Below are 24683 nucleotides of genomic sequence, written 5' to 3'. Positions count from 1 at the left end.
TGTTTACCATGCCTCCTCTTCCTCCCCGTCGCTCTCCGAAAGGGACGTGAGCCGGATAAAAAGGTCTTCGACCGTCGGCACGATCACCCTTATCGAAACCCGCTCCGCCTCGATCCCCTGAGCCCGCAGATAGCTCGCCACCGTCTCGCTCCGCAGCCCCGGCAACGGCACGTTCAGGTGGATTCGGTCTCCAAACGAGTAACAGCCGCCCGACAGCGACCAGCCGCGCAGCAATTGCAACAGCCGCGCATTCAGCGCCCGGTCTCCCCCGTCGATTTCGTAAAGCGTTCCGCGATAGTGTGCAGCCACCTCCCCCGGCGCCAATTCGTCGAGCACAATGCCCTCGTGCAGCAACGTGATCCGGTCGCACCGCGCCGCCTCGTCCATGTACGAAGTCGAGACCAGAATCGTCTTCCGCCCCTCCTCCGCCAGCGTGCGCAGCGCCTCCCAGAACTCGCGCCGCGACACCGGATCGACTCCGGTCGTCGGTTCGTCGAGCATCAGCACCTCCGGGTCGTGCACCATGGCGCAGCAGAGCGCCAGTTTCTGCTTCATCCCTCCCGACAGCTGTGCCGCCGGGCGTCTTTCGAACGGCTCCAGCTGCCGCCAGATGTCGCCCATCGACCCTTCGATATCACCCGCCGACCGGCCGTAGATGCGGGCGAAAAAGTTCAGGTTCTCGCGCACCGAGAGGTCGCCGTACAGCGAAAAGTTCGACGGCATATAGCCCACCGTCCGCCGCACCGCCCGCCACTCCGACCGGATGTCGTATCCCCCCACCGTCGCCTCGCCCTCGTCCGGTCGCACGAGGGTTACCAAAATGTCGAACAGCGTGCTCTTCCCCGCTCCGTCGGCGCCGATCAGGCCGTGGATCGTCCCCCGTTCGACCCGCAGCAACACCTCTTCCAGGGCGACCGTCCCGTCGCCCCAAGTTTTCGATATGTCGCGTGCCTCGATCATGGTACAGGTAAAGCCTATTTCTCCGATTTCGCCGCCGGTCGGGCCAACGGATCCCGCCGACTCTTGGTCACCACAAAATCTTTCAGGTAATAAGGCTCATAATAAGCCACATCGGCGAAATCGCCGGCCCGATAAGCCTCCTCGGCCAGTGCCACCAGCCCGCGGGCCGACGACGCGATCCGCACGAAAGTCGCCGCGGGCAACAGCTCGGCACACTTCTGCGCCCCGTTCCCGAAGACCAGCAGTTCGCGCCCCGCCGCGAGAATGTCGGCAAAGCTCTTTTCGGTCAGGATATGCGCCCCCGTCTCGCCCAGCGGCCGCAACCCGGTATCGAACAGCCGGGTATAGACCTCCATCCGCCGGGCGTCGATCATCGGAGCGAGCACCGCCGTCTCGGGCCGTTCGATCCGCACGATCCCCGCGCGGGACTCCTCCATCGCAATCGAGGCCAAGGCCTGCAACGAGTCCACGGCAATCAGCGGCCGCCCCAGCGCATAACAGATCCCCTTAGCCGTCGAAACGCCGATCCGGAGCCCGGTATACGAGCCCGGCCCGCCGCCTACAGCCACGGCATCCAGCTCGTCGGCGTCCATGTCGTTCCCGCGGAGCACCTCTTCGATGTACAAGGCCAGATTGTTGGCATGCGCCCGCCCCTCGCCGCTGCTCTCGCGCAACGAGATCATCTCGCCGTCCTTGGCCAGGGCCACCGAACAGACCTCCGTCCCGGTCTCGATGGATAGAATCAATGCCATATAACTATATATCTTTCAATCAGATTCCGAACTACTTATCCGCCACCGCGTCCGCCGCCAGCGAAGCGGTCGTCCGCACCGTCATCCCGTCGTTCAGTTTTTTAGAGATGGCCAAGAAAGGCGCACTCACCACCCAAACCGCCGTATCCAGCCCCTCGGCCTCCACTTCGATGAACTGGCGATCCTGAATCCCCGTCTTCACCGGCTTCATCCGCACGCGCGAGCTGTCTGTTTCATAAAGGAACACCACCTCTCCGCCTCCCGCCTGAGCGCGCGAGGTGACCGCCTGGATCGGCACCGACAACGCCCGCCGTGTCTCCGTCCGGATATCCACCGAGGCGGACATCCCCGGCCGGAACGGCGATCCGCCACCCTCCGGCACCAGATCGGCATACGACTCCGGAAGGATATAAATCCGCACCTCGAAATTGGTGGCCTGTCCCGAAGCCGCCGTTCCCGTAGCCGTGTTGGCAATCCGGGTCACGATCCCGCGGAACTGCCGCCCCAGATAGGCATCCACCTCGACCACCGCCGTATCGCCCAATTCGACTCGCACGATGTCGTTTTCGTTCACATCGGCACGCACCTCCATCTGCGACAGGTCGGCGATCCGGAGCATCTCCGTCCCGGCCATCGTCGCCGTCCCCACGACCCGCTCGCCAAGCTCGACATTCAGCTTGGAGACCGTCCCGCCGCTCGGCGCAAAAATCGTGGTCTTATACAGATTCTCAGCCGCCTCCTTGAGCGAAGCCTCGGCGCTCCGGATGTTGAACTCCGCCGTCCTCACCTGCGCCTGAAGGGCACGATACTGCGCTTCGGCGTTCTGGAAGTCGGCTTCCGAAATCGCCTTTTGGGCGAACAGCTGCCGCTGCCGTTCATAGGTCTGTTCGGCCAGCGCCAGTTGGGCCCGAATCTGCTCTAATTGCGCCTTCGAAGAGTTGAGCGTGGCTTCGGCCCGCTCCTGCATCGATTGATAGGTGTCCGGCTTGATCTTCAGCAAGAGCCTCCCTTTTTCGATCCGCTGTCCCTCTTCGACGTTCAGTTCCACGATTTCGCCCGACACGTCGGGCGAAATTTTGACTTCGGTCACCGGCTGCACACGGCCGTTGGCCGAGATCAACTCGACAATCGTCCGCACCTCCGGCCGTTCGACGGTCACCGCCTCGGGCAGAGGCCGCCCCCACCATCCGCTCTGTTTGCCGACTATCCAGAAGACGAGCACCAACAACAATCCGCCCCAAATAATCAGTCTCCGTTTACGTTTGTTTTTCTTCGCCATATCGTCTGTTTCGTTTTATCGTTTTCGCTCTGTGCTCCGCCGTCGTTACAGGGTTATCTCGACGCCGCGGTAGAAATCCAGAATCTTCATTTTGAAAATATAGTCGTACCGGGCCTGCAACATCAAGGACTGGGCCTCCGCCAGATTATTCTGGGCCACGTTGTAGTCCACCGCCGTCGCCGCCCCGGCATCGAATTTCTGTTCCGTATTTCTGAACGCCTCGGCGTTCGAAGTCACACTGCTCTCCGCCGAGCGGTAGCGTTCCCACGCCCCTCTGGCATCGCTCCAGGCCTGTTGAATCTCTTTGTAGAGCTGATTCTCGGCCTGTTTGACGGCCAAATCGGCGTTCCGCAGCCCGATTTTCGCTTTCCGCACGTTGTTCCGCACGTTCAGCCCGCCGAAGATCGGCACCGACAGGCTGAACTGCAACGCCGACGAGGCGTTGTCGTCCAACTGTTCGAAAAAGGGATATTTCGTATAGTACGGCGTCCCGTCTGCCCCCAGCTGCGGTTTGAGACGGGCGTCCGACCAGCTGCTTCCGTAGCTGGCGCCGAAGCTCAGCGAGGGATAGTACCGTGCCCGAGCCAACGCCACATCCTGTTCGGCCATTTTCCGCTGCCATTTGACGACTTCGATGCGCGGCAGCTTCAAGGCCATGCCGTAAATTTCGCCGACTTCGCGCAGTTGTTGGCCGTCCATCTCAGCCGCCAACACGGCGCTGTCGGGCACTGCTACTTCGAAATCGGGCACGTCGCGCAGCTCCAGCAGCTGGGTCAAGGTCAGCACGGAGTTGACCCGCTGGTTCCGATAGTTCACGAGATTATATTGCTCGGCCGCCAGCTGCGCCTCGAGCTCCAACCGATTGCCGATCGGCAGGGAACCGGCCTCGACCAATTGGGTCGTCCGTTCGATCTGCCGTTCGAGGATGGCCACCCGGTTCTCCGAAACGGCGACCTGCTCTCTGTTATAGAGCACTTGCAGATAAGCCGCCGCCACGGCGATCGTAATCTCGTCCTTGATCCGTTCGACCTCCTGCACCGAAGCGGCCAGACTGAATTCCGCGCGCCGCAGGTTGTGCAATTTTTGCATTCCGGCGAACAGATTGGTGCTCAACGACAAACTCCCGCTGGCGTTCTGCACGGTCTGCCCCGAGACGTAGTTATAGGTGGTCGGGTCGAGCGACCGGCCGAACGAGGCGTTGTACCCGATCCCGGCGTTCAGGTTGGGCAGGTAGTTGAGTTTGGTTTGCAGGTGATCGACGCGGGCTCCCTCGACGAGATTCCATCCCTGTCTCACCTGGAGGTTGTGCTCCACGGCATGGCGGATACACTGGGCAATATCCCACGTTTCTCCGCCGAACACGGGCGTCGCCCCGAGCATCGCTCCGGCAACTGCCACAACCATTCGGCAACGAATTTTCATCTTCCGATAACGATTATAATTACGCAAGATAGGCATTTTTATCGTTCCTGCGGTACAAAAAGCGGATTTCGACGGAAAATCCGCTCTGAGCAGCGCACCCCGGGCTTCCGCGACTATGGACGCACGGGCTGGGAAGGCATAGCAAGGCACATCGGCGACTACGGGTACAGCTGGTCGTCCACATCTTACGATTCGGGCGACCTCTATCGTGGCCAGGACTTGAATTTCGGCGTGGCATACCTCTACACCAGCAACGCGCACTACCGTGGCCACGGTCTTCAGTTGCGGTGCCTCTCGCACCCACAGGGTGTTTTTACTGGCTGTGTCTACCCCAAAGCTACTCCAAGTAACCGGCAGCCGCTACTCTATTTGAGTTGAAGCCTGCGGTTCGAAGAACGGAGCCTCCCGCCGCGGAGGCCCGCGCGACCCTCAAGGGTCGCAGAAGCAAATGTTTTCGGCCGCAGTCAGCGGAGAACGAATATTAAGGCTGAGGCGGCTAATAAAAGACGCTGTGCGTCCCCTCCGCATCCGGGGGATGCGGGCCGACCGTTGACACGGAGAATTAGCTATTCGCTCTCGGCCTAAAGCTCACCCAGTTCTCCGCCCCGTGTCGGCCTCACTGCGGCTCCGCTGTCGCTCCGCCGCATTTCCGTCGCCCGCTGGGATTTCATCTCGATTTTGCTCTCGCAAAATGAGTGAAATCCCTCTTTACGCGGGCGGGCGACGGAGGTTTGCGCGAAGTTCGTTGTCCGCGCGCCTGCGCGATTCATCCATATTCGGCTCACGCCGAAATAGCTGAATTGCTCCTTTGGGCGTGGCGCGCGTCTTTTTCTCGTCGCCCGCTGGGATTTCATTTCGATTTTGCTCACCGCAAAACGAGCGAAATCCCCTTTTAAGCGGGCGGGCGACAGTATTTGCGCATTGTTCTCTTTTCGCACGCCTTGGGAAATCTTGTCAAAACGCGTCAACGCATTTTGACGATTTCCCTCTTTTGGCGGCGGCGCGCATCTGTCCTACAGGAGGGTACTGCCCTTACGCCGGGCGGGCGGTGCCTTCCGGCACTCGGAGTGGGCAGCCTCTACCCCAAGGCAGCCCCGGCCCAATCTTTTTTTCGCGCTGCGGAGCTACCCCGAACCGCAACAAAAACAAAGGACGATATTCCGAATGGAATATCGTCCCACAAAACTTCGCACAAAAGTACCGCTACAACCTACTGCGCCGCCAATTCGCTCGCCAAAGCTTTGGCTGCCGCCACATTCCCTCCGGCAGTCACCTTCTTCAGCCATTCGATCGCCTTGGCGTTATTCCCTCGATTCTGGTAAGCAACCCCCAACAAATAGGCGATATTCGCTTTCTGCGCCTCATTCTGCTGAGCCGCATAAGCTTCTGCGCCGTTCGCCACCACGATGTCGTATTTCTTGAGGTTATTGGCCGTTTGGATCAGCAACAGACCGGCATCGGCATTCTCCGGAATCATCGCCGCATAAGCCTGCACCTTCTCGATATCACCCGCTTTGGCCGCTTCCGAAGCCGCCACCAACAGGTAGTTGTTCAAATCCGCCTGAGCCCCTTTAGCCTGCTCCGCGAATTTGCTGTTCTCGGCCCCTGCCGCAATCACCTGCCGGTAGAGCGCTACCGCCTCCTCCAACTTGCCCAGCTCGGCATACGATTTGGCCGTATAATAAGCCAACTGGATGTTACTCGGATCCTGCGCCACCCCTTTCTGGAAACTTTCGAGCGCTTTGGTATAATCCTTCGTATTGAAGCTGGCGATCCCCTGCGCCATATAGAGCTGCGAAATCGCACGTCCCAACTGCCGGCTCATCATCACATTGCCTTGCAATTCGGCCAGATCCGCCGCTTTGGAGAAAGCAGCGATCGCCCCCTCCATATCCTTCGCTTTGTAGAGGTTGCTCCCCTTCTGCTGATAACAAGCCGGCAACACCTTCTGCGCCTCGGCCACAATATCCGCCGCATCGGCCCCCACCTCTTGCCCCATCCGGATCACCTCTTCGAGCACCGGAATCGCCTGAACGAGCTGTTTGTTATTCAACAATTCGCCCGCCTCTTTCATCTTGAGGCCCACCTCTTCGACACTCTGCGCCGCCACGCTGCCGATCATCGTCGCAGCCACGAGCACGGCGCTCCACATTTTGATTCGTTTCATTTTTACGGTATGTTTAGGTTAATATGTCGTCTCGAACGTCGCCCGCGAAGAGCGCGACAAGGACAAGTTTAGCGATTTTTTCGGAATTTTCAAAATGCAGAAACCATTTTCCGCTCCATGCCGCAAAGCGGGTCAAAGGTTTCGAGCCCGCAACCGTGCGAAAAAATCGGTCATTAACCCGGCGCATTCGTCTCCCAAAATATCCGTCGTCACCTCGGTTTTCGGATGTAATAAGGTCTCGGAAACGGTCGTATAGCCCCGTTTCGGATCGGCCGCGCCGTAGACGAGCGCCCCGAGCTGGGCCCAACGCAGCGCCGCGGCACACATGGGACAAGGTTCGACTGTCACATAGAGGGTGCAACGATCCAGATATTTCCCCCCCAACGCAGCTGCCGCAGCCGTCAGGGCTTGCATCTCGGCATGGGCGGTAACGTCGTTCAGCGTTTCGGTCAGGTTGTGCGCCCGAGCGATGACGCGGTCGCGAGCAACGACCACTGCACCGATCGGCACCTCTTCCCGGCGCAAGGCTTCGCGGGCCTCTGCCAGGGCCATCCGCATATAGGTTTCGTGATTCATCGAAGGTTCGTAAAGTTTTGCAAAGAGAACCCTGTATCATAGCAGAAATCCCTTGCCAATCATTCGATTGACAAGGGATTTCGTACCCGGAGCCGGGATCGAACCGGCACGGATCGCTCCATTGGTGTTTGAGACCAACGCGTCTACCAATTCCGCCATCCGGGCATTGTAGAGAAGCGCGCCGAAAACTACGCCAATGCGTTCACTTTCAGCTGAAGCGCGCTCTTCAGATTAGCCGCTTTATTGGCATGGATAATATTCCGTTTCGCCAATTTATCGAGCATCGCCACCACTTTCGGCAACAGCGCCTCAGCAGCAGCTTTGTCGGTCGTATTCCGCAACGCTTTCACCGCGTTCCGCGCGGTCTTGTGGTAGTAACGATTATGCAACCGCCGCGTTTCGGTCTGCCGAATCCGTTTCTGAGATGACTTGTGATTTGCCATTATGTTTAAAAATCGCTATGTTTTTATTTCGTCGTAGCCCCTAGGGGAATCGAACCCCTCTTCCAAGAATGAAAATCTTGTGTCCTAACCGATAGACGAAAGGGCCTCAGGCCTGCGCCAAGCGACCGATATGAGACGTTATGAGGTCTGCATAAGGCCGATTGCGGATTGCAAAGGTAAATGCTTTTTTCGATTCCGCCAAATTTTTTGATGTTTAGAGCATAAGATCTCGTTTGGCTCTGTGGTCGTGCACGACTTGACGACCTGAAAAGCCGACCCCGGGCTTCCGCGACGGGGAGAATTTTGGGGGGTTGGGCAATCTGATGTACGTTGGCCGCGACGGTTACAGCTAGTCTGCGACGGTCAGCAATGCCGATGGCATGAATTTGAATTTCCACATACCGTGGCTCATTCCCTGCCATGCGAGCAACCGTGCCTACGGTTTTCAGTTGTGTTGCCTCTCGGAATAATACGGAGGTGTGGGCCCGCGGTGGGCAATGGTTGGAGTTACCCTAATAGTAGGTGCCGCTACATGTGATCCCATTGGGGTGGCCGGAGCCAGCGTGGGCACAACGAGCTTCGCGAGATTGCGGCCCTACGCCGGGGAGGCTTCGGCCCGCGACCCGTTGGTTCGCAAGAACTCCGCCACCAGCACCGCCCAAATCGGCCAAGTTCGGCCTAGCGCCCATCCCCCGAGCGGCAAAGCCGCTGGACGACGAGGCCGGCGACCTAAAGGTCGCAAGAGCAACGCTTCATTCATTACCCCCAGTTCGTCAGGTTCGAAGGACCGCAGAAGCAAAGCCTATTCACCGGTCCCATTCTGCGAAGTTCGTTTTCGACCGTAGCCAGCGAAGAACGAATATTAGGCTGAGGCGGCCAGTAAAAGACGCTGTGCGTCCCCTCCGCATCCGGAGGCTGCGGGCCGACCGTTGACACGGGGACTTAGCTATTCGCTCTCGGCCCTAAAGTAAAGACCAAAGCTCGGCCAACAGTTCAGCCCAATCCACAGCCTAAATCTCATCCCCCATGCCCGGCCCAGCGCGGCGCGAAAACCGTAATCGGTTTTCGCGCCTGAAGAACAGGCACGGCCCAAAGCTCGCCCCAGTTCTCCGCCCCGTGTCCGCCTCACTGCGGCTCCGCTGTCGCTCCGCCACGTTTTCGCGCGCCTTGGGAAATCTTGTCAAAACACGCAAGCGCATTTTGACGATTTCCCTCTCAAGGCGTGGCGCGCGGCTTTTTCTCGTCGCCCGCTGGGATTTCATCTCGATTTTGCTCCCGCAAAACGAGTGAAATCCCTTTTCAGGCGGGCGGGCGACTTGTCAAGCTTTAAGCCGCCTGGAACTGCCGCTTTTTGAAAAAAGCGGCACCAAAAACTTTTAGATAGCTACGCTACGCCTCAGGCTCCGCAGGACTCAGTTTGTCTGCGCGTCGGGGCGATTCAAATGGTTACAGCTTCCGGATCATGATCCGCATCGTCGTGCCTTTATCCGGCTCCGAATCTACTACAAAAATGCGGCCATGATGGTACTCCTCGATAATCCGCTTGCTCAGCGAGAGACCCAGACCCCAGCCGCGCGTCTTGGTCGTGAAACCCGGTCGGAAGATGCGTTTGAAATTCGCTTTCGGCATCCCTTTCCCCGTATCACGGATGTCGATGCAGATCCACCGGTCGTCCCGCACCGATAACTGTACCGTGATCGAGCCCCTGCCCTGAAGCGCGTCGAGCGCGTTTTTCAACAGATTCTCGACCACCCAGCCGAAAAGCGCGTCGTTCGCCATCCCCTGAATCGGCTCAGCGGTGCACGGAGCGAAGTTGAGCGTCACGTTTTTCGGAATCCGGGTCTGAAAATAGGCTACCGCCGCCGCAACCAACTCGTAGATGTTGCGCGGTGCGAGATTCGTCGTCGCGCCGATCTTCGAAAAACGATCCACCACTTTGAGCAGCCGCATCAGGTCTTTGCTCATCTCGTCCACGACGAACGGTTCCACGTTCTCCTGGCTCCGGAGGTACTCCAGCCAGCCGAGCAGCGAACTGGTCGGTGTGCCCAGCTGGTGAGCCGTCTCCTTGGCCATCCCGATCCAGACCCGGTTCTGCTCGCTGAGTTTCGACGAACGGAAAGCGATGAAAGCGAAGCCGATGAAAACCGCGAAAATGCTGAGCTGCACCCACGGAAAGTATTGCAGGGCCTTCAGGAGCGGCGATTCGTCGTAGAAGACGCGTATGATGGTGCCCTGTGCCGTCGGTATCTCGATCGGGTCGCGGCCGCCGGAACGCATGCTCTCGAGTTTGTCGGCCAATCGATCGGGGTCGGCCATCACGGCCGGGTCGATCAGCCGGTAGCGGAGTACCCGCAGGTGGTCGTCGCAGACGATGACCGGTATGTCTTCCGAAAAATTGATGATGCGGTTCAGAATCGCCGCTTGAGCCCTCGCGCCGTTGGAGGCGGCTTTGACGCTCTCGCCCACGGCGAACGACCAGAGGTGGATTTCGTGCCGCTCTTTGTCGCGCAGCTGCCCCACGAGGTAGTTCGAATAGACGAGCGAGGCGACGCCGATCGCGCATCCGAGCACGATGAAGAGCAGTTTGCCGCGATATCCGATGGTGAATCTGCGCATGGGGGCGGAGGGGATATGAGGAAGGTTATGCGGAAAAGGTCGTCTCGCCGAGAGCCGGCACCGAGGCTTCGGTCGTGTAGCCGACATCTTCGAGCAGCGTCTCGCCGCGGGCCGCGGTGGTGGCGAGCAGGTCGCACCGCTCGTTTTCGATGTTGTCGGCGTGGCCTTTGATCCAGATGAACCGGACGTTGTGCCGTCCGAAAACGCGCAGGAAGCGGCGCCACAGGTCGGGATTTTTCTTTCCGGCGAACCCTTTGCGCATCCAGCTGTAAATCCACCCTTTCTGAACCGCGTCCACCACGTATTTGGAGTCGGAATAGACAGTCACGTCGAGTCCGTCTCGTTTCAGGGCTTCGAGGCCGGTGATGACGGCCAGGAGCTCCATGCGGTTGTTGGTGGTGAGCCGGTAACCGGCCGAGATTTCGCGCCGGTGGGGGCCGGACAGCAGTACGACGCCGTATCCTCCGGGGCCCGGATTGCCGAGCGAGGAGCCGTCGGTATATATCGTCACACGGTTGTTCATCTGTATTCGCAAAGATAAAATTTTTTCGGACGCAGCGGCACACCCCGGCTGCCGGAGGATTTTTGTACGGGGAGCCGGGACTCTTCACTATCTTTGTCGGGAGAGAAATGTGCCGGGAGAGAAACCGGAACGATGACCGGATGAAAGATTTCGCCGCCATAGACTTCGAGACCGCCAACGGCCGCCCGTCGAGCATCTGCTCGGTCGGATTGGTCGTCGTGCGCGGCGGCGAGATCGTCGAACGGCTGCACCGGCTGATCCGGCCCACGCCGAACTACTATTATCGCTTCTTCACCGAGCAGATACACGGCATTTGCGCAGAGGACACGGACGATGCGCCGCTCTTTCCGGAGGTCTGGAACGCCGAGGTCGCGCCGCTGATCGGGCGGTTGCCGCTGGTGGCCCACAACGCCGCTTTCGACGAGCGGGCGTTGCGGGCGGCTTACGAGGCTTATGAGATGGATTATCCGGCGGAATACCGGTTCTACTGCACGTTGCGGGCTGCGCGGAGGCTGTTCCCGAAGGCGGAGATCGGGAATCACCGTTTGCCGACGGTTTGTGCGTGGCTGGGGATTCCGTTCGAAGATCACCACCAGGCGCTGGCCGATGCCGAGGGGTGCGCCCGGATCGCGATGCGGATTCTGTAACGTTCGACAGAACGGAGGTGTCCGGTCAAATTTCGACCAGCCCGTTCTTGATGGCGTAGACGACCAGGTTCGCTGTGTTTTTACAGTTGGTTTTTTCGAGAATGTTGGCCCGGTGCTTGTCCACCGTCCGTTTCGAGATGAAGAGCGTGTCGGCGATCTCGTAGTTGGTCATCCCTTTGCAGATCAGCAGCAGAATCTCCTTCTCCCGCACCGAGAGAGCGGCTTCGTCGGTCGTCTCCTCCGCCTCCGGCAGCTCTTCGGCTTCGGTCTCCGACGAGGAGCGCAGATTGCTCACCAAGTTGAACAGCAGCTCCTGCGAAAAGTACGACCCGCCCTCCAGCACCGCTTCGATCGCAGCGTAGACCTCCGTAATATCCGAATTCTTGAGCAGAAACCCTTTGACCCCCTGCGAAACCATCTTGAAGTAGTAGTCCTCCTCGCCGTACATCGAGAGGGTGATGATCCGCAGCTCGGGCCAGCGCCTCAGTGCTTCGGCCGCCGCCTCGATGCCGTTCATGTCGGGCATCGCGATGTCAAGCAGCACGACGTCCGGCAGCCGTTCCGCCTGTTCCAGCCACCCGAGCATCTCGCGCCCGGTGGCCGCCTCGCCCACCACGCGGAACCGCGGATGGGAATTGAGCAGCAGTTTCAACCCGTTGCGGAACAGGGCGTGGTCGTCTACTTGCAGGATGGTGTATTTTTCTTCTTTCATCGTGCGAATCCCTCGTTATCGGCATGCCGCTTCGGCCCGCACCACCCGCACCAGGGCACGGCATAACGCGCGTAAGTCCGCCTCGTCGATCACGTAAGGCGGCATGGTGTAGATCAGCCGGCCGAAGGGCCGGATCCAAATTCCTTCCTGTACGAACGCGGCCTGAATACGGGCCATCTCGACCGGTCGGACCATCTCGACCACGCCGATCGCCCCTAGCACCCGCACATCCCGCACCGCTCCCGCCGGTATCAGTTCCCGCAGTGGCGCCAGCTCTTCGGTCAATATCGCCTCGATCCCTCCGATGCGCTCCGGCAGGTTCATCTCCGCGAGCATCGCCAGCGATTCGTTGGCCACGGCACAGGCCAGCGGGTTCCCCATAAAGGTCGGCCCGTGCATGAACGGCCCGTCGATTCCCCGCGCTACCCGCGCCGTCGCCACGACGGCCGCCATCGTCATGTATCCCCCGGTGAGCGCCTTCCCGACGCAGAGAATGTCCGGCACGACTCCCGCCCACTCGCAGGCGAACAGGCGTCCGGTGCGTCCGAAGCCGGTGGCGATCTCGTCCGCCACCAGCAATACGCCGTACTCCCGACACAATTGCGCCACGCCGCGCAGGTATTCCGGATGGTAGAACCACATGCCGCCGGCCCCCTGCACCACCGGCTCCAGGATAAAACCCGCGAGCCGGTCGCCCAGCTGTTCGAATGCCTCGCGCACCGGTTGCAACGCCTCCGGATTCCATGCCTCGTGAAAGGCGACAGGGGGCCGCGGAACGAAGTGCTGTACGGCCAGCCGCCCCTGCCACAAGGCGTGCATCCCGCCCTCCGGGTCACAGACGCTCATCGCGTGCCACGTGTCGCCGTGATAGCCTCCGCGGATGGTGATGAACTCCCGTTTCTGAAGGTGTCCCTGCGCCTGTTGCCATTGCAGGGCCATCTTCATCGCCACCTCGACGGCCACCGATCCCGAGTCGGCGAAAAAGACGAATTCCGGGTTTTGCGGGTCGTCGTCGCTCAGTTTCGAGCCCGGAACCATCGTCAACAGCTTCTGTCCCAGCTCCACCGCCGGTCGATGAGTCAGGCCGCCGAACATCACGTGGGACATCTCCGCCAGCTGCCGCTCGACGGCGGCGTTCAGCCGCGGGTGGTTGTAGCCGTGCACGGCGCACCACCACGACGACATGCCGTCGATGAGTCGCCGTCCGTCTTCCAACTCGATCCGCACCCCCTCGCAGCGCCGGACGCCGTAGACTGGCAACGGCGCGACGGCCGAGGTGTAAGGGTGCCACAGGTGTTCCCGATCCCACCGGATCGGGTCGTGCGTGTCGGACGGATGAGGGTTCATCATAGCGGGGATTTCTGAAAAAGGGACTATCCGCCGACGATCATCGAGACGATCTGGATGCAGATGATGAGCAGCACCATGGCCACCGGATAGACCGTGGCGTAAGCCACGCTGACCGCGCTGCTGTCGGACATGGAGTCGGCCGCCGCCAGCCCCGGGGTGCTGGTCATCCCGCCGGTCAGTGTCCCCAGCAGGTCTAAGATATTGATCCGGAAGAAGTAGCGGGCTACGGTCACGGTCACGATCATGGGCAGCAGGGTGATGAAAAAGCCGCCGATGAAGAGCGACCATCCGCTCGTCCGGAACGTGTCGACGAGTCCGACGCCGGCCGAGGTGCCGACGTTGGCGAGGAACAGGAGCAGTCCCAACTGCCGCAAAAGCTGGTTGGCCGGGCCGGACATCGTCCACAGCACCGGCCCGGTCTTCCCGATGGCGCTGAGTACGAGTGCGGTGAGCAGTACGCCGCCGGTCAGGCCGAACGAGAAGGTAAAGCTGTTTGAAAACGAGAGGGAGATCTTGCCGACGATCACTCCTAATGCAATCCCGAGGGCGATCGGCAGGAAATCGGTGTCCGAGACGCGTTTCCCTTCGTTGCCGATGAAGCTCAAGACCTCTTCCATGCTGTCTTTCCGTCCCACGAGGGTGAGTTTGTCGCCGAATTTCAAGGCGAGCGACGGCTCGGGCGAGAGGTCGATGCCGGCGCGCCGGATGCGGGTCACGATGCAGCCGAAGTTCTGTTGCAGATTGAGGCTCCCGAGGGTGCGGTTGACGATCGACCGGGCGGTGACCAGTCCGGTCTGCAATTCGACGTTCTTGCCGAACGGGAGTTCGCCTTCGATCCGTTCGCCGACGAATTCCGCGGTTTTGTCGTGCGACACCGGTGTCCCGACCACTTTGATCAGGTCGCCTTCCTGAAGAACGGTCGCTGCGTGGGGCAGGATGGACTCTTCGCCGCGCACGATGCGCGAGATCACGGCGCCGGTGTGCAGCCGCAGTTGGATGTCCTGCAACCGCCGTCCGACGATCAGCGGATTGGTCACGCGGTAGGCCCGGGCCACGATGTCGGGGTTGAGTTCGCGGCGGTCGGCTTCGAGGGCGCGTTCCTCTTGTCGGACGTCGATTTTCAGGATCCGCGGCAGGAGTTTGACGAAGAGAATCACGCCGATCACGCCGAACGGATAGGCGATCCCGTAGGAGATGGCGGCGTTGTCGCCGGCCATCTCCCGGGCGGTGGCGAGCCCCGGGGTGCTGGTCAGCGCGCCGGCCAGCAGCCCTGCGGTGTCGGCGGCGTTCAGCCCGCAGATGTACGTTACGGCGAGGGTGGTGAGGGTGGCGGTCAGAATAAGCAGTGCGGCGAGTCCGGCGAGGCTCTTTCCTTTGCTCTTGAAGGTGCTGAAGAATCCGGGGCCGGCCTGTATCCCGATGGCGAAGATGAAGAGGGTCATCCCGAAGTTTCCGAGTTCGGCGGGCACGACGACGCCGAAGTGGCCGAAGAGCAGGGCGACGAAGATAACGGCCGAGACGTCCAGGGTGATCCCTTTGATGTCGATGCGTCCGACGATGAAGCCGAGGGCGATGATGACGAAGAGGACGAAAATAGGAGAGCTGAGTAACGAATGGGCCATGCGGAATGGGTATTTTGCGACAAAGATAGGGATTTTAGCGGGATGGCCCGGATTGGAGGAGTAGGTTTTGATTATGGCTGTCCATTGCCCGCCGCGGGTACGCGGGGCCTGCCCGGTCTGATGGCCGTACCCTCCTGTAGGACAGGCGCGCGAACCAAGCTCGGGGCGAAGATTTTGGTTGAATCGGGTGCGGGTCGGAGCCAGCGTGGCCGGAAACGAGCCCCGCGACGTTGCAGGCCTACGCTTAGGGTGGCTCCGGCCCGGGCGGTTCTTCAAACCGCAGGGATGCAACTTAAATGCAGGGTTGGGTGGTCAATTACTCAGGGTTGTTCCAGTCCCTTGCCCACCGTGGGCTCGCCCCCGTTTATTCCGAGAGGCAACGCAACTGAAAACCGTAGGCGCGGCAGTTCGCGTCTCGACCATTAGCATGGTTCATGCTGTAACTTAAGTAATTACTATTGCCTCCCGTGGTCGAAGAAGCCCAAACGCATCCCATATTGCCTATGGCCCACAAACCACCTGGAAGCAGATCAAACAAGCGGAAGCCCGGGGCGGGTAGCACTCCGGGCTCTCTGGCTGTCAGCGAACGACGAAGTCGCTCCGTTCCAGATGCTCGTAGTAGGTCTGTAGGAAACCCTTCAGCCGATCCAGCTGAGCCGAATCCGGACGGACGCCCTCCCGGATCAGGTCGCGCTCCTCCGACGGATCGTTCAGCAGGTCGAACAGATGAATCACCTCGTGCTCATCGAAAAACATCGCCGCCGAGTCCGTGATCCATTGAAAGGTTCCGTCGACGTGGTTGATCGCAAACGCATCGCGGGCCGTCCGGGCCGAATCGGCCCGAATCTCGAACATGTCCTGTCCGTAGGCGAAGAACGGTTTGTCGTACCCCGTCAGCCCCAGCAGCGTCGGCATCAGGTCGATCTGCTGCGCGATGTGGCGGTCGTCGCCCCGCAGCGAGCCGTCCGGCGTGTAGAGGAAGAAGATGATGTGCGAGTCGCCGGTCGGCGTCTTCGTGAGCGGGTCGTAAACCTCGCTCGATATGTGGTCGGCCGTGAAGACGAAGAGCGTGTTCTCGAACCACGGCTGTCGGCGGGCGTATTCGAAGAAGCCGCGCAGCGAATGGTCGGTATAGGCCACCGGCTGCTGTACCTTGGTGTGCCCCTTCGGCAGAATCTCTTCGTATCCTGCCGGAACGACGAACGGATGGTGGGACGAGAGGGTGAAGACCGTGGCAAAGAAAGGTTTCGGCACGCTGTCCAACTCGCGCGCCATGTAGCGCAGGAACGGGCCGTCCCAGATTCCCCAATAGCCGTCGTCGTCTTCCGTCCCGACCGTGGCTTCGTAGTTCTCGCGGGTGCGGGTGTTGCGCACTCCCGACAGCATGGCATAGGCCACGAATCCCATCGATTTGTACTCCGAACCGTTGAAAAACCAGGTCGAGTAGCCCTCATCGCCCAAGTGACGGGCCAGTCCGTGGGTCTCGCCCAACGAGTAAGGGGTGATGACGAACGGGGTTTTGAACGAGGGAATGGAGCTCAGGATCGACGGCAGAGCGTCGATCGATTTGCGTCCGTTGGCGTGGGCGCGGCGGAAGAGGTAGCCCTCCTGCATCAGCGAGTCGAGGAACGGGGTGTAGCTCTCGCCTTCGCGGTACAGGTGCGGGTTCAGGTAGGCGGAGTGCTCGTAACTGAAGCTCTCGAGGATGAAGATGACGATGTTCTTTCCGCGCTGGCTGCCGAACCGGTCGTGGCGCAGGCTGTCGGCCGCCGGATAGTGGTAGGGCGAGAAGCGGGCGGCCAGTTCGGCCGGGTCGGCGAAGTATTTGACGTAGGAGAGCTTCCGGTTGGTGATGGTGCGGAGGATGCAGAACGGGTTGGTGAGCACGGCCGAGGCTTTGGCCGGAGAGCGGGCGAACTGGGCGGCGTGGCTCATGGCGATGGGTCGGATGCCGTGTTCCAGCCCGCCGCGCATGCCGCCGACGAGCAGCACCACTGAGCCGAGCGCCAGCACGGTGTTGACGACGACGAAGAGCCACATGGGTCTCAGCCGCCTCGGTGCGGGCCGCACGAGACGATAGAGAAGGATCATCCCCCATACCAGCGCGATGCCGATCAGGAGCAGGTACCAGTTTTCGCCGAGGGCTTTCCAGAGGATATGGCCGGTGTTGTCGTTGCCGGTGAAGTGGAATTCGTCGACGGTGAATCGTTTCTTGGCGTAGTGGAAATAGACGGTGTCGGCGAGGTTGAGCAGCACGACGATCGATCCGACGCCGATCCACAGGCTGAAGAGCATTCGCTGGTAGCCTTTCCCGCTCCGTCCCGGTATGGGCAGCAGGGACAGGAAGACGAAAAGGCAGTAGACGTAGCAGAGGCAGGCGGTGTCGAAGAGCAGTCCGCCTCGCAGCAGGGCGGGGATTTCGCCCCAGGTAAGCGGGCCGAGGGTGTCGGTGTTGAAGAGGTAGAAGATCGCCCGCAGCATGAAGAGCAGGAGGTAGACGATTCCCAGCCGCCAGAGGAGTACGGTGAGGGTGTTGTGCAGCCAGGGGCGCAGTCGTTCGTTTATCATGGGTCGTGCTTTTTTGGAAGAAAAGCATGAGGGACGACTGCCTGCACTTGAGGGACTAAGAGAAACCCGGCCGCGGACAGAAGCCCTCATGCCGTATTGTGTGTATGGATACAATACAAGCAAGTGGCTCTCTGTTCCCGCGGCCGTTGAAGTCTCTTAGTTTTCAAGTGCGGAACCTGAGGCTGCTATTTTCTGATGGTATGTGTGGTTTTTGTTTCTTTGGGTTGTGAACGCGGTGTGCGTTACGGTTTCCTTCGGTTTTTGTTGTTTTTGTGTGACGACAAAGATACTTTTTTTCGGGGTTTGGGGGAAACGTGCCGTTCGGCATGGGGAAAGGGAGGGCGAGGCTGCCGCATTGGTTAGGGTCGCCGGCAGCTTGAGGATGCGTCAGCATCCGTCTAAAGTTTGGCTTCGCCGTCCTCCTCGCCGCTCGGCAATTTGCAAACTACGTTTGCATTGCCCTCGCAGGCAGCGTCGGTTTTCCGGTTCCTTTTGTTCACAAAGAGAACAGTTTCAGGCGGGTCAAAGCTCACCCGCGCGCGACCGCTGGAGTAGGAAATCATTCAAACGCATGATTTGCGTTTGAATAAGATTTCCGCCAGCGCGCGGACAAAGAACGGGGGTAGAGGCTGTCTTGGGGTAGAGGCTGCCGCAGCAAAACGTAGTTTTTCCCGTCCACGGGACGTGGGGCCTGCGCGGCCCGAGCGCAGTACCCTCCTGTAGCCAAAGCCGCGCGCCACGCCTTAGGAGGGAAATCGTCAAAATGCACTTGTGCGTTTTGACAAGATTTCCCCAGGCGCGCAAAAAGCGGCGGAGCGAAAGCGGAGCCGCAGTGAGGCGGACACGGGGCAGTGCTTTGGGCTGTGCTCTTGGCTGTGCTTTGGGCTGCGAGCGAGTAGCGCGGTTCTTCGAACCGCCGGCCTTGTCGCTCGAAGCCGCGTAGCGGTTTCGGGGGGTGGGCGACAGACCGCATATGAAAGATTTTGGCGGTGAATAGGTTGTTGCTCTTGCGACCCTTTAGGGTCGCGCGGGCCGGACGCCTCCCACCGGGAGGCCCGCAACACGCCGCTCTCGCGTCGAGAGTTGCCGTACCTCCCGGGCGCCCGTCCGCAAAGTCAAATTAAAGTAGGGTAGAGGCTGCCCGGTTATTTAAGGTAGACACGGCCCTTTGCCCACCGCGGGCCCGCGGCGTTTATTCCGAGAGGCAACGCAACTGAAAACCGTGGCCGCGATAGTGCGCATAGCTGGGGGTGAGGTTCTGCGTGGCGAAGCCCAAATACCGCACCGTGACGTCGCCCGTCACCGGCGTACACGACCAACTGTACCCGTGGTTGCCGAGGCTCCTTGCTATGCCCACCCAGCCCGCGCGACCGAAGTCGCGGTAACCCGGGGCGGGGCGGTCGGCCTTCCGAAACCCGGCAGGAGCGCGCGTTTCAGAAAAGTATGCTATTTTTGTACGGAAGCCGGTGGGCGAATAAAACCGGACAGACCGATGTATAAGTTTCTGATCCTGCTGAAAAAAGAGTTTTTGCAGATATTCCGCGATAAATTTATCTGGCGGTCAGTTCTGTTGTTGCCCGTGGTACAGCTGCTGGTTTTACCGTTGGCGGCAGACAACGAGATCCGGGACTTCCGAATGGCCGCGATCGACCGCGACAATACGCAGTTCAGCAGGCTGATGCTGACCGAATTGCAGGCCGGAGGGTACTTTATCCTGTCGGCCTCGGCGGCGGCGTGGGCCGAGGCGGTGAGGATGATCGAGCGGGGCGAGGTGGATATGATCGTCGAGATTCCGACCGATTTCGAACGGAATATCGTGTTGGAACGCGGTACGGAATTGGCGGTGCATATCTCGGCGATCAATGGGTTGAGCGCAGGGGTGGCGGCGGGATATGTCAATACGATCGTCAGCGATTTCGAACGTCGGCTGGCAGCGGAACGGTTGATTCCGGAACGCTCCGAAGGGCGGGGTGAGGCGGGAGCTGCGCAAATCGGAGTCTCGGTGCAGGAGTGGTATAATCCGAAGTTCGATTATAAAACGGTGATCGTGCCGGGGATTCTGGCTTTGTTGGTGACGGTCGTCGGCATGTCGATGATGGCGCTCAATGCGGTGAAGGAGAAGGAGCGCGGCACGATCGAACAACTCAATGTCACGCCGATGAGCCGGACGCAGTATGCGCTGGCCAAAACGGTGCCGTTTTTTATTATCGGGTTGGTGCAGTTTACCATCGGATTGGTGCTGGCTCGGTTGGTTTACGGCATCTCGGTGGCGGGGAACTTTGGGGTTTTGTATGGTATTATCACGCTCTATTTGGTCGGGTTGCTCTTCTTGGGGTTTGTGGTGTCGAACGTGTCGCAAACGCAGGTGCAGTCGATTTTTCTGAGTTTTTTCCTGATGACGGTGCTTATCCTGATGAGCGGTTTGTTCACGCCGGTGGAAAGCATGCCGGAGTGGGCGCAGCGGGCGGATCAGTTGAATCCGGTGGCGCATATTATTTCGGCGATTAAGATGATTCTGGTGAAAGGGAGTCCGGCGTCGGCTCTGAAGAGTCATTGGGTGATGTTGGGGATATTCGCCGGGGTGATGGGCGTTGCGGCTGTAACCACCTTCCGGAAGTTCAGCCGGTAATATACTCATTAGTTGGTTTTAAGCAAATTACATCCAGCGTCCAAAAAAGAGCGAGGGTAGAGGCTGCCCGGTTCGAGTGCCGAGCGTCCCCGTTTATTCCGAGAGGCAACGTAACTGAAAACCATGACCGTGAAAGCCCACATGGCTGGGATTAAAGTGCTGCGCATCGAAATACAAGAACACGCCGTTAGTCCCGCTGACCGCCGACGACCAACTGTACCCGTCCAGACCGACACTCATCAGAGTGCCCAATCGTCCGTAGTAGCCCGCATCGCGGAAGCCCGGGGCGGCGCAACCGAATATTTCACCCGCCCGACCGAATAGAACAAAACCCTGCAAAAAAAGAAAGATATGACCAACGTACGGATTCTGTGGGTGGACGACGAGATCGAACTCCTGAAACCCCACCTCCTGTTTTTGCAGAACAAAGGATACGAAGTCGAAACCAGCAACAACGGCTACGACGCCGTCGAGATGGTGCAGCAAAAGCCATTCGACCTCATCATCCTCGACGAAATGATGCCCGGGATGACCGGACTCGAAACCCTCCCCCGGATCAAGGAACACGCCCCCACGCCCCCCGTCGTGATGGTCACCAAATCCGAAGAAGAGAACATCATGGACAAGGCCGTCGGCTCGAAAATCGCTGACTACCTCATCAAGCCCGTCAATCCGAACCAAGTGCTCCTGTCGATCAAGAAAAACGTCCACCAGCAGCAACTCGTTTCCGAAAAAAGCACCGCCGACTACCGTTCCGACTTCGGCAAAATTTCCGTCGCCCTGTCCGGCGCCCGCACCTTCGGCGAATGGACCGACATCTACCGCCGCCTCGTCCAGTGGGACATCGAACTCTCGGAATCCAACGACAGCAGCGTCCGCGAAATCCTCTCCTACCAGTTCAAAGAGGCCAACGACCTCTACGCCCGCTTCGTGCGCGACAACTATCTCGGCTGGTTCGACGACAACGACCCCGAACGGCCCGTGCTGTCGCACACCCTGTTGCGCCAGAAACTCTTCCCCGTGGTCGACAAGTCGAAAAAGACCACCTTCCTGCTGATCGACAACTTCCGGTACGACCAGTGGCTGATGATCCGCCCCCTGCTGCACAACTATTTCGACATCGCCGGCGAAGAGTTCTACTGCGCCATCCTGCCCACAGCAACGCAATATGCCCGGAACGCCCTGTTCGCAGGGCTGACCCCGCTCGCCATCTCGAAACTGATGCCCGACCTCTGGCTCAACGACAACCAGGAGGGAGGCAAAAACCGCTACGAAGAGGAGTTCCTCCGGCGCCAGCTCCAGCAGCTCGGGAAACCCTACCGGATGAGTTTCGACAAACTCGTCCGGCCGGAACAGGGGAAAAAACTGCTCGAAAACATCGACCGGCTCTCGACCGCAGACCTCTCGGTAGTCGTCTACAACTTCCTCGACATCCTCTCCCACGCCCGCACCGAAAGCGAAATCATCCGCGAACTGGCCGAAGAAGAGGTCGCTTTCCGGTCGCTCACCCGGTCGTGGTTCGAGCACTCCGACCTGTGGGAAATCATGAAACAGCTCTCCGAGCGCGGACACACCATCGTCATCACCTCCGACCACGGGACTATTCGTGTGGATAATCCGGTGAAGGTGATCGGCGACCGCGAAACCTCGCCGAACCTGCGTTACAAGAGCGGCCGGAACCTCAATTACGACGCCAAACAAGTCTTCGCCATTACGCGGCCCGAGGAGGCCCACCTGCCCAAATCGAACCTCACGTCGACCTATATTTTCGCCTACGACCACGACTTTCTGGTCTACCCGAACAACTTCAACCAGCACGTGCGGTACTACAAAAACACTTTCCAGCACGGCGGGATTTCGATGGAAGAGATGCTGGTGCCCTACATCGTTCTGAACCCGAAATAACCGTTTTTCACCCCGAAAATCGTATCTTGCGCCCATGAAACGCAATCCCACCACACAGACGATTACGATCAAAGGTTTGTCGGACTTGCCGGAAGCGGCGGAAGCCGTACTGGCCGAAGCGGCCGCGCGGGGAGCGACGATCATCGCCTTTTACGGCGCGATGGGAGCCGGCAAGACGACGCTGATCAAGGAGATTTGCCGCCAGCGGGGAGTGGACGTTCAGGAGGTGACGAGTCCGTCGTTCGCGATCGTAAACTCGTACCACGCGACTCCTCCGGCGGGTGAGGAAGCGGCGAAAGAGGAGACGGTCTATCATTTCGATTTCTACCGGATTCGGTCGGTGGAAGAGGCCTACGATTTCGGCTACGAGGAATATTTTTTCAGCGGCGACCTCTGTCTGGTAGAGTGGCCGGAAAAAATCGAGGAGTTATTGCCTGAAGAGGCGATGCGGATCCGTTTGACGGCGATGGACGAAGAGACGCGCGAGCTGGTGTTCGAGTGATTCGCAGAAACCCCGCCCCGGGCTTCCGCGGATATGATGCGAATTATGAAGGCATAGCAAGATATGTCGGCTTCAACGGCTATAGCTGGTCGTCTGCGCCAAGGACAGATGACATTACAGTGCAGTATTTGGCGTTCAGCGCACAGTATCTCTACCCCAGCAACACAAACGGCCGTACTTACGGTTTTCAGTTGCGTTGCCTCTCGGAATAAACGCCGCGGGCCCGCGGTGGGCAAAGGGCCGTGTCTACCCTAAATAACCGGGCAGCCTCTACCCCAAGCCCACCGGATCTACCCTACACGACCGGCAGCCTCAAAATCGCCTGCTTCTCTTACTCCTCCCGTTGTTCTTCGAGCCATTCGGCCGCTGAGCGACGTATACGAATCGTCGCCGTATTGCCGACTTTCACAGGCATAGTCACGATTTTTCGGACCATCATCATTGCCGAGTCCACTTGCCCCATCCGCAGACAGGCCCGGAAAAGACCGTCGTACGGACGTAAGCGGCCCGGAATCATACGAGCCGCCTGACGATAATAATGTTTGGCACGTTTGACACTGTCGGCAGCCAACCACCGATCCCCCAAATCCGTATAGAATGCCGCGATCGGCAATCGTTGAGCCTGTCGATCGAGCCACGGCAAGTCGGACGGCGAAAAGTCGCGCATCCGGGCCGAAACCTCTTGCAAACAGACATAACGACTTCTGTCCGTTCTGCCGACTCGATCGATCGCAGACAAGGCAATTCCTCCGCCAATCGCCACCGATAATGCGACCGGCAACGCCACCCGCAAAGCGACCCGCCTCCCCGATACGGCCGGACGGTTCGCACACCGGGCCAATATCGCCCCCAATAGCAACCCGAATGCCGGAAAAGTCAGCGGATAAGAAAACAGGCTGAATACCCCCAAGCCCACCAGCAAGACCCTCCCCTGCCTTTGCGATTCGGTAGCACGGCCACACAGCGCCGCTCCGACGAGCAATAATGCCAACACCCCTCCGACCGCTCCCTGCTCACAGACGATGCCGATCCATTCGTTGAACGGCACACTCACCTGGTCGGCCACCGCAACGAAACGCGACTCGGGATTCCGGGCAAAATAGTCCGCCTGCGCAAACATGTAACGTTCCGGGAAAGTGCCGACTCCATGACCGATACCCGGTTTTTTCGAAATCACATCCGCCGACACACGCCAAATCAGAAGCCGTCCATCCGCCGACTCTTTTTTATAGCGGTACAAAGCAAAGAACCCCAGTACAAAAATGGCCGTCAATGCCCCGAGAACCGTTTTTTTGTATCGGAATCTCCGAGTGAACAGCATCGAAAAAAGAGCCACCGCAAAACCGACCCACGCCGCCCGGGAATCCGTCAGAAACAGAACGATGCCGATCGGCAGTCCGCCGATCCCGAAAAGTAACGTTCGTATCTTCCGCCCCTCACGCCCGAACTGCTCCACCAGCACCATCGCCGCAAGCATCGCGACACACAGCCATCCGCCAAGCGGGCCCGGATTGGGGAACGACCCGGTCAGCCCGTAATACGAGTGTCTCGAAACAACCAGCCCGGCACACTGAGCGAATGCAATCCCGCTTTGGACAACTCCGGAGACGAATATCGCCGGCAGCAATCCTGCCGTTCCCGCCACCCGGCAAAAGCCATAAGCCGCAAGGCCTGCCAGACCGATCAACACCGGATAGGGATCAGTCTCGCCGGGCCCTACGAACGCCACATGCAAAATAAACCATCCGCCACAAAGCCCGACTCCCCCGTCGACCCCGCTCCACCGCCAGCGCGCCCCGGTACAAGCCGCGGTCAGCACAGCCGTCGCGAGGAGCCCCAGCGCAACACCGGTCAGCAGAATCCGCTCCGACGTAACAGCCCCGCTCGCACCGGTGTCGAGCAGCGGCCAACAGACGAGCAGCACACCGAACAAGATTTGCCATGCGGCAGAGATGTGTGAACCGTGAATCATAAGAATATCCGAAGATACAAAAATCCCCGGCACAGTTC

The 24683-nt window shown here is 59.6% G+C and carries 24 protein-coding genes and 2 tRNA genes; 5 read left to right on the top strand and 21 right to left on the bottom strand.

The features are described 5' to 3' along the window. Positions 1 to 3: 3 nt before the first annotated feature. The 12 genes from Q9S52_RS03335 to rnhA form a co-directional block, all read right to left on the bottom strand. Positions 4 to 960: an ABC transporter ATP-binding protein gene (locus tag Q9S52_RS03335; RefSeq protein ID WP_304708157.1), complete on the bottom strand. Its 957-nt coding sequence runs from the start codon at positions 958 to 960 to the stop codon at positions 4 to 6. A gap of 14 nt (positions 961 to 974) precedes the next feature. After that, positions 975 to 1712 (bottom strand): tRNA (adenosine(37)-N6)-threonylcarbamoyltransferase complex dimerization subunit type 1 TsaB, encoded by a 738-nt coding sequence (tsaB, locus tag Q9S52_RS03330; RefSeq protein ID WP_304708156.1) that lies wholly within the window; start codon positions 1710 to 1712, stop codon positions 975 to 977. 31 nt (positions 1713 to 1743) lie between these two features. Next, positions 1744 to 2991, bottom strand: coding sequence for an efflux RND transporter periplasmic adaptor subunit (locus Q9S52_RS03325; RefSeq protein WP_304708155.1), 1248 nt, complete (start codon positions 2989 to 2991; stop codon positions 1744 to 1746). Between the two features lie 45 nt (positions 2992 to 3036). Then, complete coding sequence (locus tag Q9S52_RS03320; protein ID WP_304708154.1) at positions 3037 to 4395, bottom strand: TolC family protein; 1359 nt, start codon at positions 4393 to 4395, stop codon at positions 3037 to 3039. A gap of 599 nt (positions 4396 to 4994) precedes the next feature. Further along, the gene (locus Q9S52_RS03315; RefSeq protein WP_304708153.1) at positions 4995 to 5381 is read right to left on the bottom strand and encodes a hypothetical protein; all 387 of its coding nucleotides are present in this window, start codon (positions 5379 to 5381) and stop codon (positions 4995 to 4997) included. A gap of 242 nt (positions 5382 to 5623) precedes the next feature. Beyond that, complete coding sequence (locus tag Q9S52_RS03310; protein WP_304708152.1) at positions 5624 to 6580, bottom strand: tetratricopeptide repeat protein; 957 nt, start codon at positions 6578 to 6580, stop codon at positions 5624 to 5626. 132 nt (positions 6581 to 6712) lie between these two features. Further along, positions 6713 to 7156: a nucleoside deaminase gene (locus Q9S52_RS03305; RefSeq protein WP_294594836.1), complete on the bottom strand. Its 444-nt coding sequence runs from the start codon at positions 7154 to 7156 to the stop codon at positions 6713 to 6715. 83 nt (positions 7157 to 7239) lie between these two features. After that, positions 7240 to 7321, bottom strand: a tRNA-Leu gene (locus tag Q9S52_RS03300). Positions 7322 to 7344: 23 nt separating this feature from the next. After that, entirely contained in the window at positions 7345 to 7599 is a 255-nt protein-coding gene (gene rpsT / locus Q9S52_RS03295; RefSeq protein WP_294594838.1) for a 30S ribosomal protein S20, read from the bottom strand. Between the two features lie 34 nt (positions 7600 to 7633). Then, positions 7634 to 7705 (bottom strand) — tRNA-Glu (locus Q9S52_RS03290). 1340 nt (positions 7706 to 9045) lie between these two features. Further along, positions 9046 to 10215, bottom strand: coding sequence for a HAMP domain-containing sensor histidine kinase (locus Q9S52_RS03285; protein ID WP_300828932.1), 1170 nt, complete (start codon positions 10213 to 10215; stop codon positions 9046 to 9048). A 25-nt stretch (positions 10216 to 10240) separates the two neighbouring features. After that, positions 10241 to 10738, bottom strand: a complete 498-nt coding sequence (gene rnhA / locus Q9S52_RS03280; RefSeq protein ID WP_294592530.1) for a ribonuclease HI — start codon at positions 10736 to 10738, stop codon at positions 10241 to 10243. 140 nt (positions 10739 to 10878) lie between these two features. Between rnhA and Q9S52_RS03275 the strand changes: the two genes are divergently transcribed. Beyond that, on the top strand, positions 10879 to 11385 hold the full coding sequence (locus Q9S52_RS03275; RefSeq protein WP_297627964.1) for a 3'-5' exonuclease: 507 nt from the start codon (positions 10879 to 10881) through the stop codon (positions 11383 to 11385). A 25-nt stretch (positions 11386 to 11410) separates the two neighbouring features. Here Q9S52_RS03275 and Q9S52_RS03270 read toward each other — a convergent pair whose 3' ends face one another. The 7 genes from Q9S52_RS03270 to Q9S52_RS03240 form a co-directional block, all read right to left on the bottom strand. After that, positions 11411 to 12097 carry a response regulator transcription factor gene (locus Q9S52_RS03270; RefSeq protein WP_297627962.1) on the bottom strand — a complete coding sequence of 229 codons (687 nt, stop codon included), beginning with the start codon at positions 12095 to 12097 and terminating at the stop codon, positions 11411 to 11413. Positions 12098 to 12112: 15 nt separating this feature from the next. Further along, a complete protein-coding gene (gene bioA / locus Q9S52_RS03265; RefSeq protein ID WP_304708151.1) occupies positions 12113 to 13447 on the bottom strand; it encodes an adenosylmethionine--8-amino-7-oxononanoate transaminase in 1335 nt (444 codons plus the stop codon). A gap of 23 nt (positions 13448 to 13470) precedes the next feature. Further along, on the bottom strand, positions 13471 to 15069 hold the full coding sequence (locus tag Q9S52_RS03260; RefSeq protein ID WP_304708150.1) for an aspartate:alanine exchanger family transporter: 1599 nt from the start codon (positions 15067 to 15069) through the stop codon (positions 13471 to 13473). A gap of 364 nt (positions 15070 to 15433) precedes the next feature. Next, positions 15434 to 15565 (bottom strand): hypothetical protein, encoded by a 132-nt coding sequence (locus Q9S52_RS03255; RefSeq protein WP_294592519.1) that lies wholly within the window; start codon positions 15563 to 15565, stop codon positions 15434 to 15436. Between the two features lie 83 nt (positions 15566 to 15648). Next, positions 15649 to 17637, bottom strand: a complete 1989-nt coding sequence (locus Q9S52_RS03250) for an LTA synthase family protein (protein WP_304708149.1) — start codon at positions 17635 to 17637, stop codon at positions 15649 to 15651. Between the two features lie 398 nt (positions 17638 to 18035). Then, the gene (locus tag Q9S52_RS03245; RefSeq protein WP_304708148.1) at positions 18036 to 18200 is read right to left on the bottom strand and encodes a hypothetical protein; all 165 of its coding nucleotides are present in this window, start codon (positions 18198 to 18200) and stop codon (positions 18036 to 18038) included. Positions 18201 to 18829: 629 nt separating this feature from the next. Then, entirely contained in the window at positions 18830 to 18994 is a 165-nt protein-coding gene (locus tag Q9S52_RS03240; RefSeq protein WP_304708147.1) for a hypothetical protein, read from the bottom strand. Between the two features lie 135 nt (positions 18995 to 19129). On the opposite strand from Q9S52_RS03240, the gene Q9S52_RS03235 reads away from it, so the two are divergent. Continuing rightward, positions 19130 to 20266: an ABC transporter permease gene (locus Q9S52_RS03235; RefSeq protein ID WP_304708146.1), complete on the top strand. Its 1137-nt coding sequence runs from the start codon at positions 19130 to 19132 to the stop codon at positions 20264 to 20266. Positions 20267 to 20359: 93 nt separating this feature from the next. On the opposite strand, the gene Q9S52_RS03230 is transcribed toward Q9S52_RS03235, so the two are convergent. Continuing rightward, positions 20360 to 20605, bottom strand: coding sequence for a hypothetical protein (locus tag Q9S52_RS03230; RefSeq protein WP_300828931.1), 246 nt, complete (start codon positions 20603 to 20605; stop codon positions 20360 to 20362). Between the two features lie 12 nt (positions 20606 to 20617). On the opposite strand from Q9S52_RS03230, the gene Q9S52_RS03225 reads away from it, so the two are divergent. From Q9S52_RS03225 to Q9S52_RS03215, 3 genes are read left to right on the top strand one after another with little or no spacing between them, the layout of a single operon-like run. Further along, positions 20618 to 22171 (top strand): response regulator, encoded by a 1554-nt coding sequence (locus Q9S52_RS03225; RefSeq protein ID WP_304708145.1) that lies wholly within the window; start codon positions 20618 to 20620, stop codon positions 22169 to 22171. A 34-nt stretch (positions 22172 to 22205) separates the two neighbouring features. Further along, a complete protein-coding gene (gene tsaE / locus Q9S52_RS03220) occupies positions 22206 to 22673 on the top strand; it encodes a tRNA (adenosine(37)-N6)-threonylcarbamoyltransferase complex ATPase subunit type 1 TsaE (protein ID WP_294592540.1) in 468 nt (155 codons plus the stop codon). After that, the gene (locus Q9S52_RS03215) at positions 22670 to 22885 is read left to right on the top strand and encodes a hypothetical protein (protein WP_297829319.1); all 216 of its coding nucleotides are present in this window, start codon (positions 22670 to 22672) and stop codon (positions 22883 to 22885) included. The genes tsaE and Q9S52_RS03215 overlap by 4 nt, the downstream gene beginning before the upstream one ends. A 119-nt stretch (positions 22886 to 23004) precedes the next feature. Here the strand turns inward: Q9S52_RS03215 and Q9S52_RS03210 are convergent, their stop codons facing one another. Beyond that, entirely contained in the window at positions 23005 to 24645 is a 1641-nt protein-coding gene (locus tag Q9S52_RS03210) for an O-antigen ligase (RefSeq protein WP_304708144.1), read from the bottom strand. Between the last annotated feature and the right edge of the window lie 38 nt (positions 24646 to 24683).

The sequence above is a fragment of the uncultured Rikenella sp. genome, assembly GCF_948810725.1.
Taxonomy (GTDB): domain Bacteria; phylum Bacteroidota; class Bacteroidia; order Bacteroidales; family Rikenellaceae; genus Rikenella.
The sequence above is the reverse complement of the archived record's forward strand: the minus strand, read 5'-3'. Positions and strand labels throughout refer to the sequence as shown.

Coding starts and splice junctions, on each gene's coding strand:
- Q9S52_RS03210 (WP_304708144.1), bottom strand. CDS start 24,645: ATGATTCACGGTTCACACATCTCTGCCGCATGGCAAATCTTGTTCGGT.
- Q9S52_RS03335 (WP_304708157.1), bottom strand. CDS start 960: ATGATCGAGGCACGCGACATATCGAAAACTTGGGGCGACGGGACGGTC.
- tsaB (WP_304708156.1), bottom strand. CDS start 1,712: ATGGCATTGATTCTATCCATCGAGACCGGGACGGAGGTCTGTTCGGTG.
- Q9S52_RS03325 (WP_304708155.1), bottom strand. CDS start 2,991: ATGGCGAAGAAAAACAAACGTAAACGGAGACTGATTATTTGGGGCGGA.
- Q9S52_RS03310 (WP_304708152.1), bottom strand. CDS start 6,580: ATGAAACGAATCAAAATGTGGAGCGCCGTGCTCGTGGCTGCGACGATG.
- Q9S52_RS03260 (WP_304708150.1), bottom strand. CDS start 15,069: ATGGCCCATTCGTTACTCAGCTCTCCTATTTTCGTCCTCTTCGTCATC.
- Q9S52_RS03305 (WP_294594836.1), bottom strand. CDS start 7,156: ATGAATCACGAAACCTATATGCGGATGGCCCTGGCAGAGGCCCGCGAA.
- rnhA (WP_294592530.1), bottom strand. CDS start 10,738: ATGAACAACCGTGTGACGATATATACCGACGGCTCCTCGCTCGGCAAT.
- tsaE (WP_294592540.1), top strand. CDS start 22,206: ATGAAACGCAATCCCACCACACAGACGATTACGATCAAAGGTTTGTCG.
- Q9S52_RS03225 (WP_304708145.1), top strand. CDS start 20,618: ATGACCAACGTACGGATTCTGTGGGTGGACGACGAGATCGAACTCCTG.
- Q9S52_RS03275 (WP_297627964.1), top strand. CDS start 10,879: ATGAAAGATTTCGCCGCCATAGACTTCGAGACCGCCAACGGCCGCCCG.
- Q9S52_RS03285 (WP_300828932.1), bottom strand. CDS start 10,215: ATGCGCAGATTCACCATCGGATATCGCGGCAAACTGCTCTTCATCGTG.
- rpsT (WP_294594838.1), bottom strand. CDS start 7,599: ATGGCAAATCACAAGTCATCTCAGAAACGGATTCGGCAGACCGAAACG.
- Q9S52_RS03320 (WP_304708154.1), bottom strand. CDS start 4,395: ATGGTTGTGGCAGTTGCCGGAGCGATGCTCGGGGCGACGCCCGTGTTC.
- Q9S52_RS03270 (WP_297627962.1), bottom strand. CDS start 12,097: ATGAAAGAAGAAAAATACACCATCCTGCAAGTAGACGACCACGCCCTG.
- Q9S52_RS03235 (WP_304708146.1), top strand. CDS start 19,130: ATGTATAAGTTTCTGATCCTGCTGAAAAAAGAGTTTTTGCAGATATTC.
- Q9S52_RS03245 (WP_304708148.1), bottom strand. CDS start 18,200: ATGATTTCCTACTCCAGCGGTCGCGCGCGGGTGAGCTTTGACCCGCCT.
- Q9S52_RS03255 (WP_294592519.1), bottom strand. CDS start 15,565: ATGGGATGCGTTTGGGCTTCTTCGACCACGGGAGGCAATAGTAATTAC.
- Q9S52_RS03250 (WP_304708149.1), bottom strand. CDS start 17,637: ATGATAAACGAACGACTGCGCCCCTGGCTGCACAACACCCTCACCGTA.
- bioA (WP_304708151.1), bottom strand. CDS start 13,447: ATGATGAACCCTCATCCGTCCGACACGCACGACCCGATCCGGTGGGAT.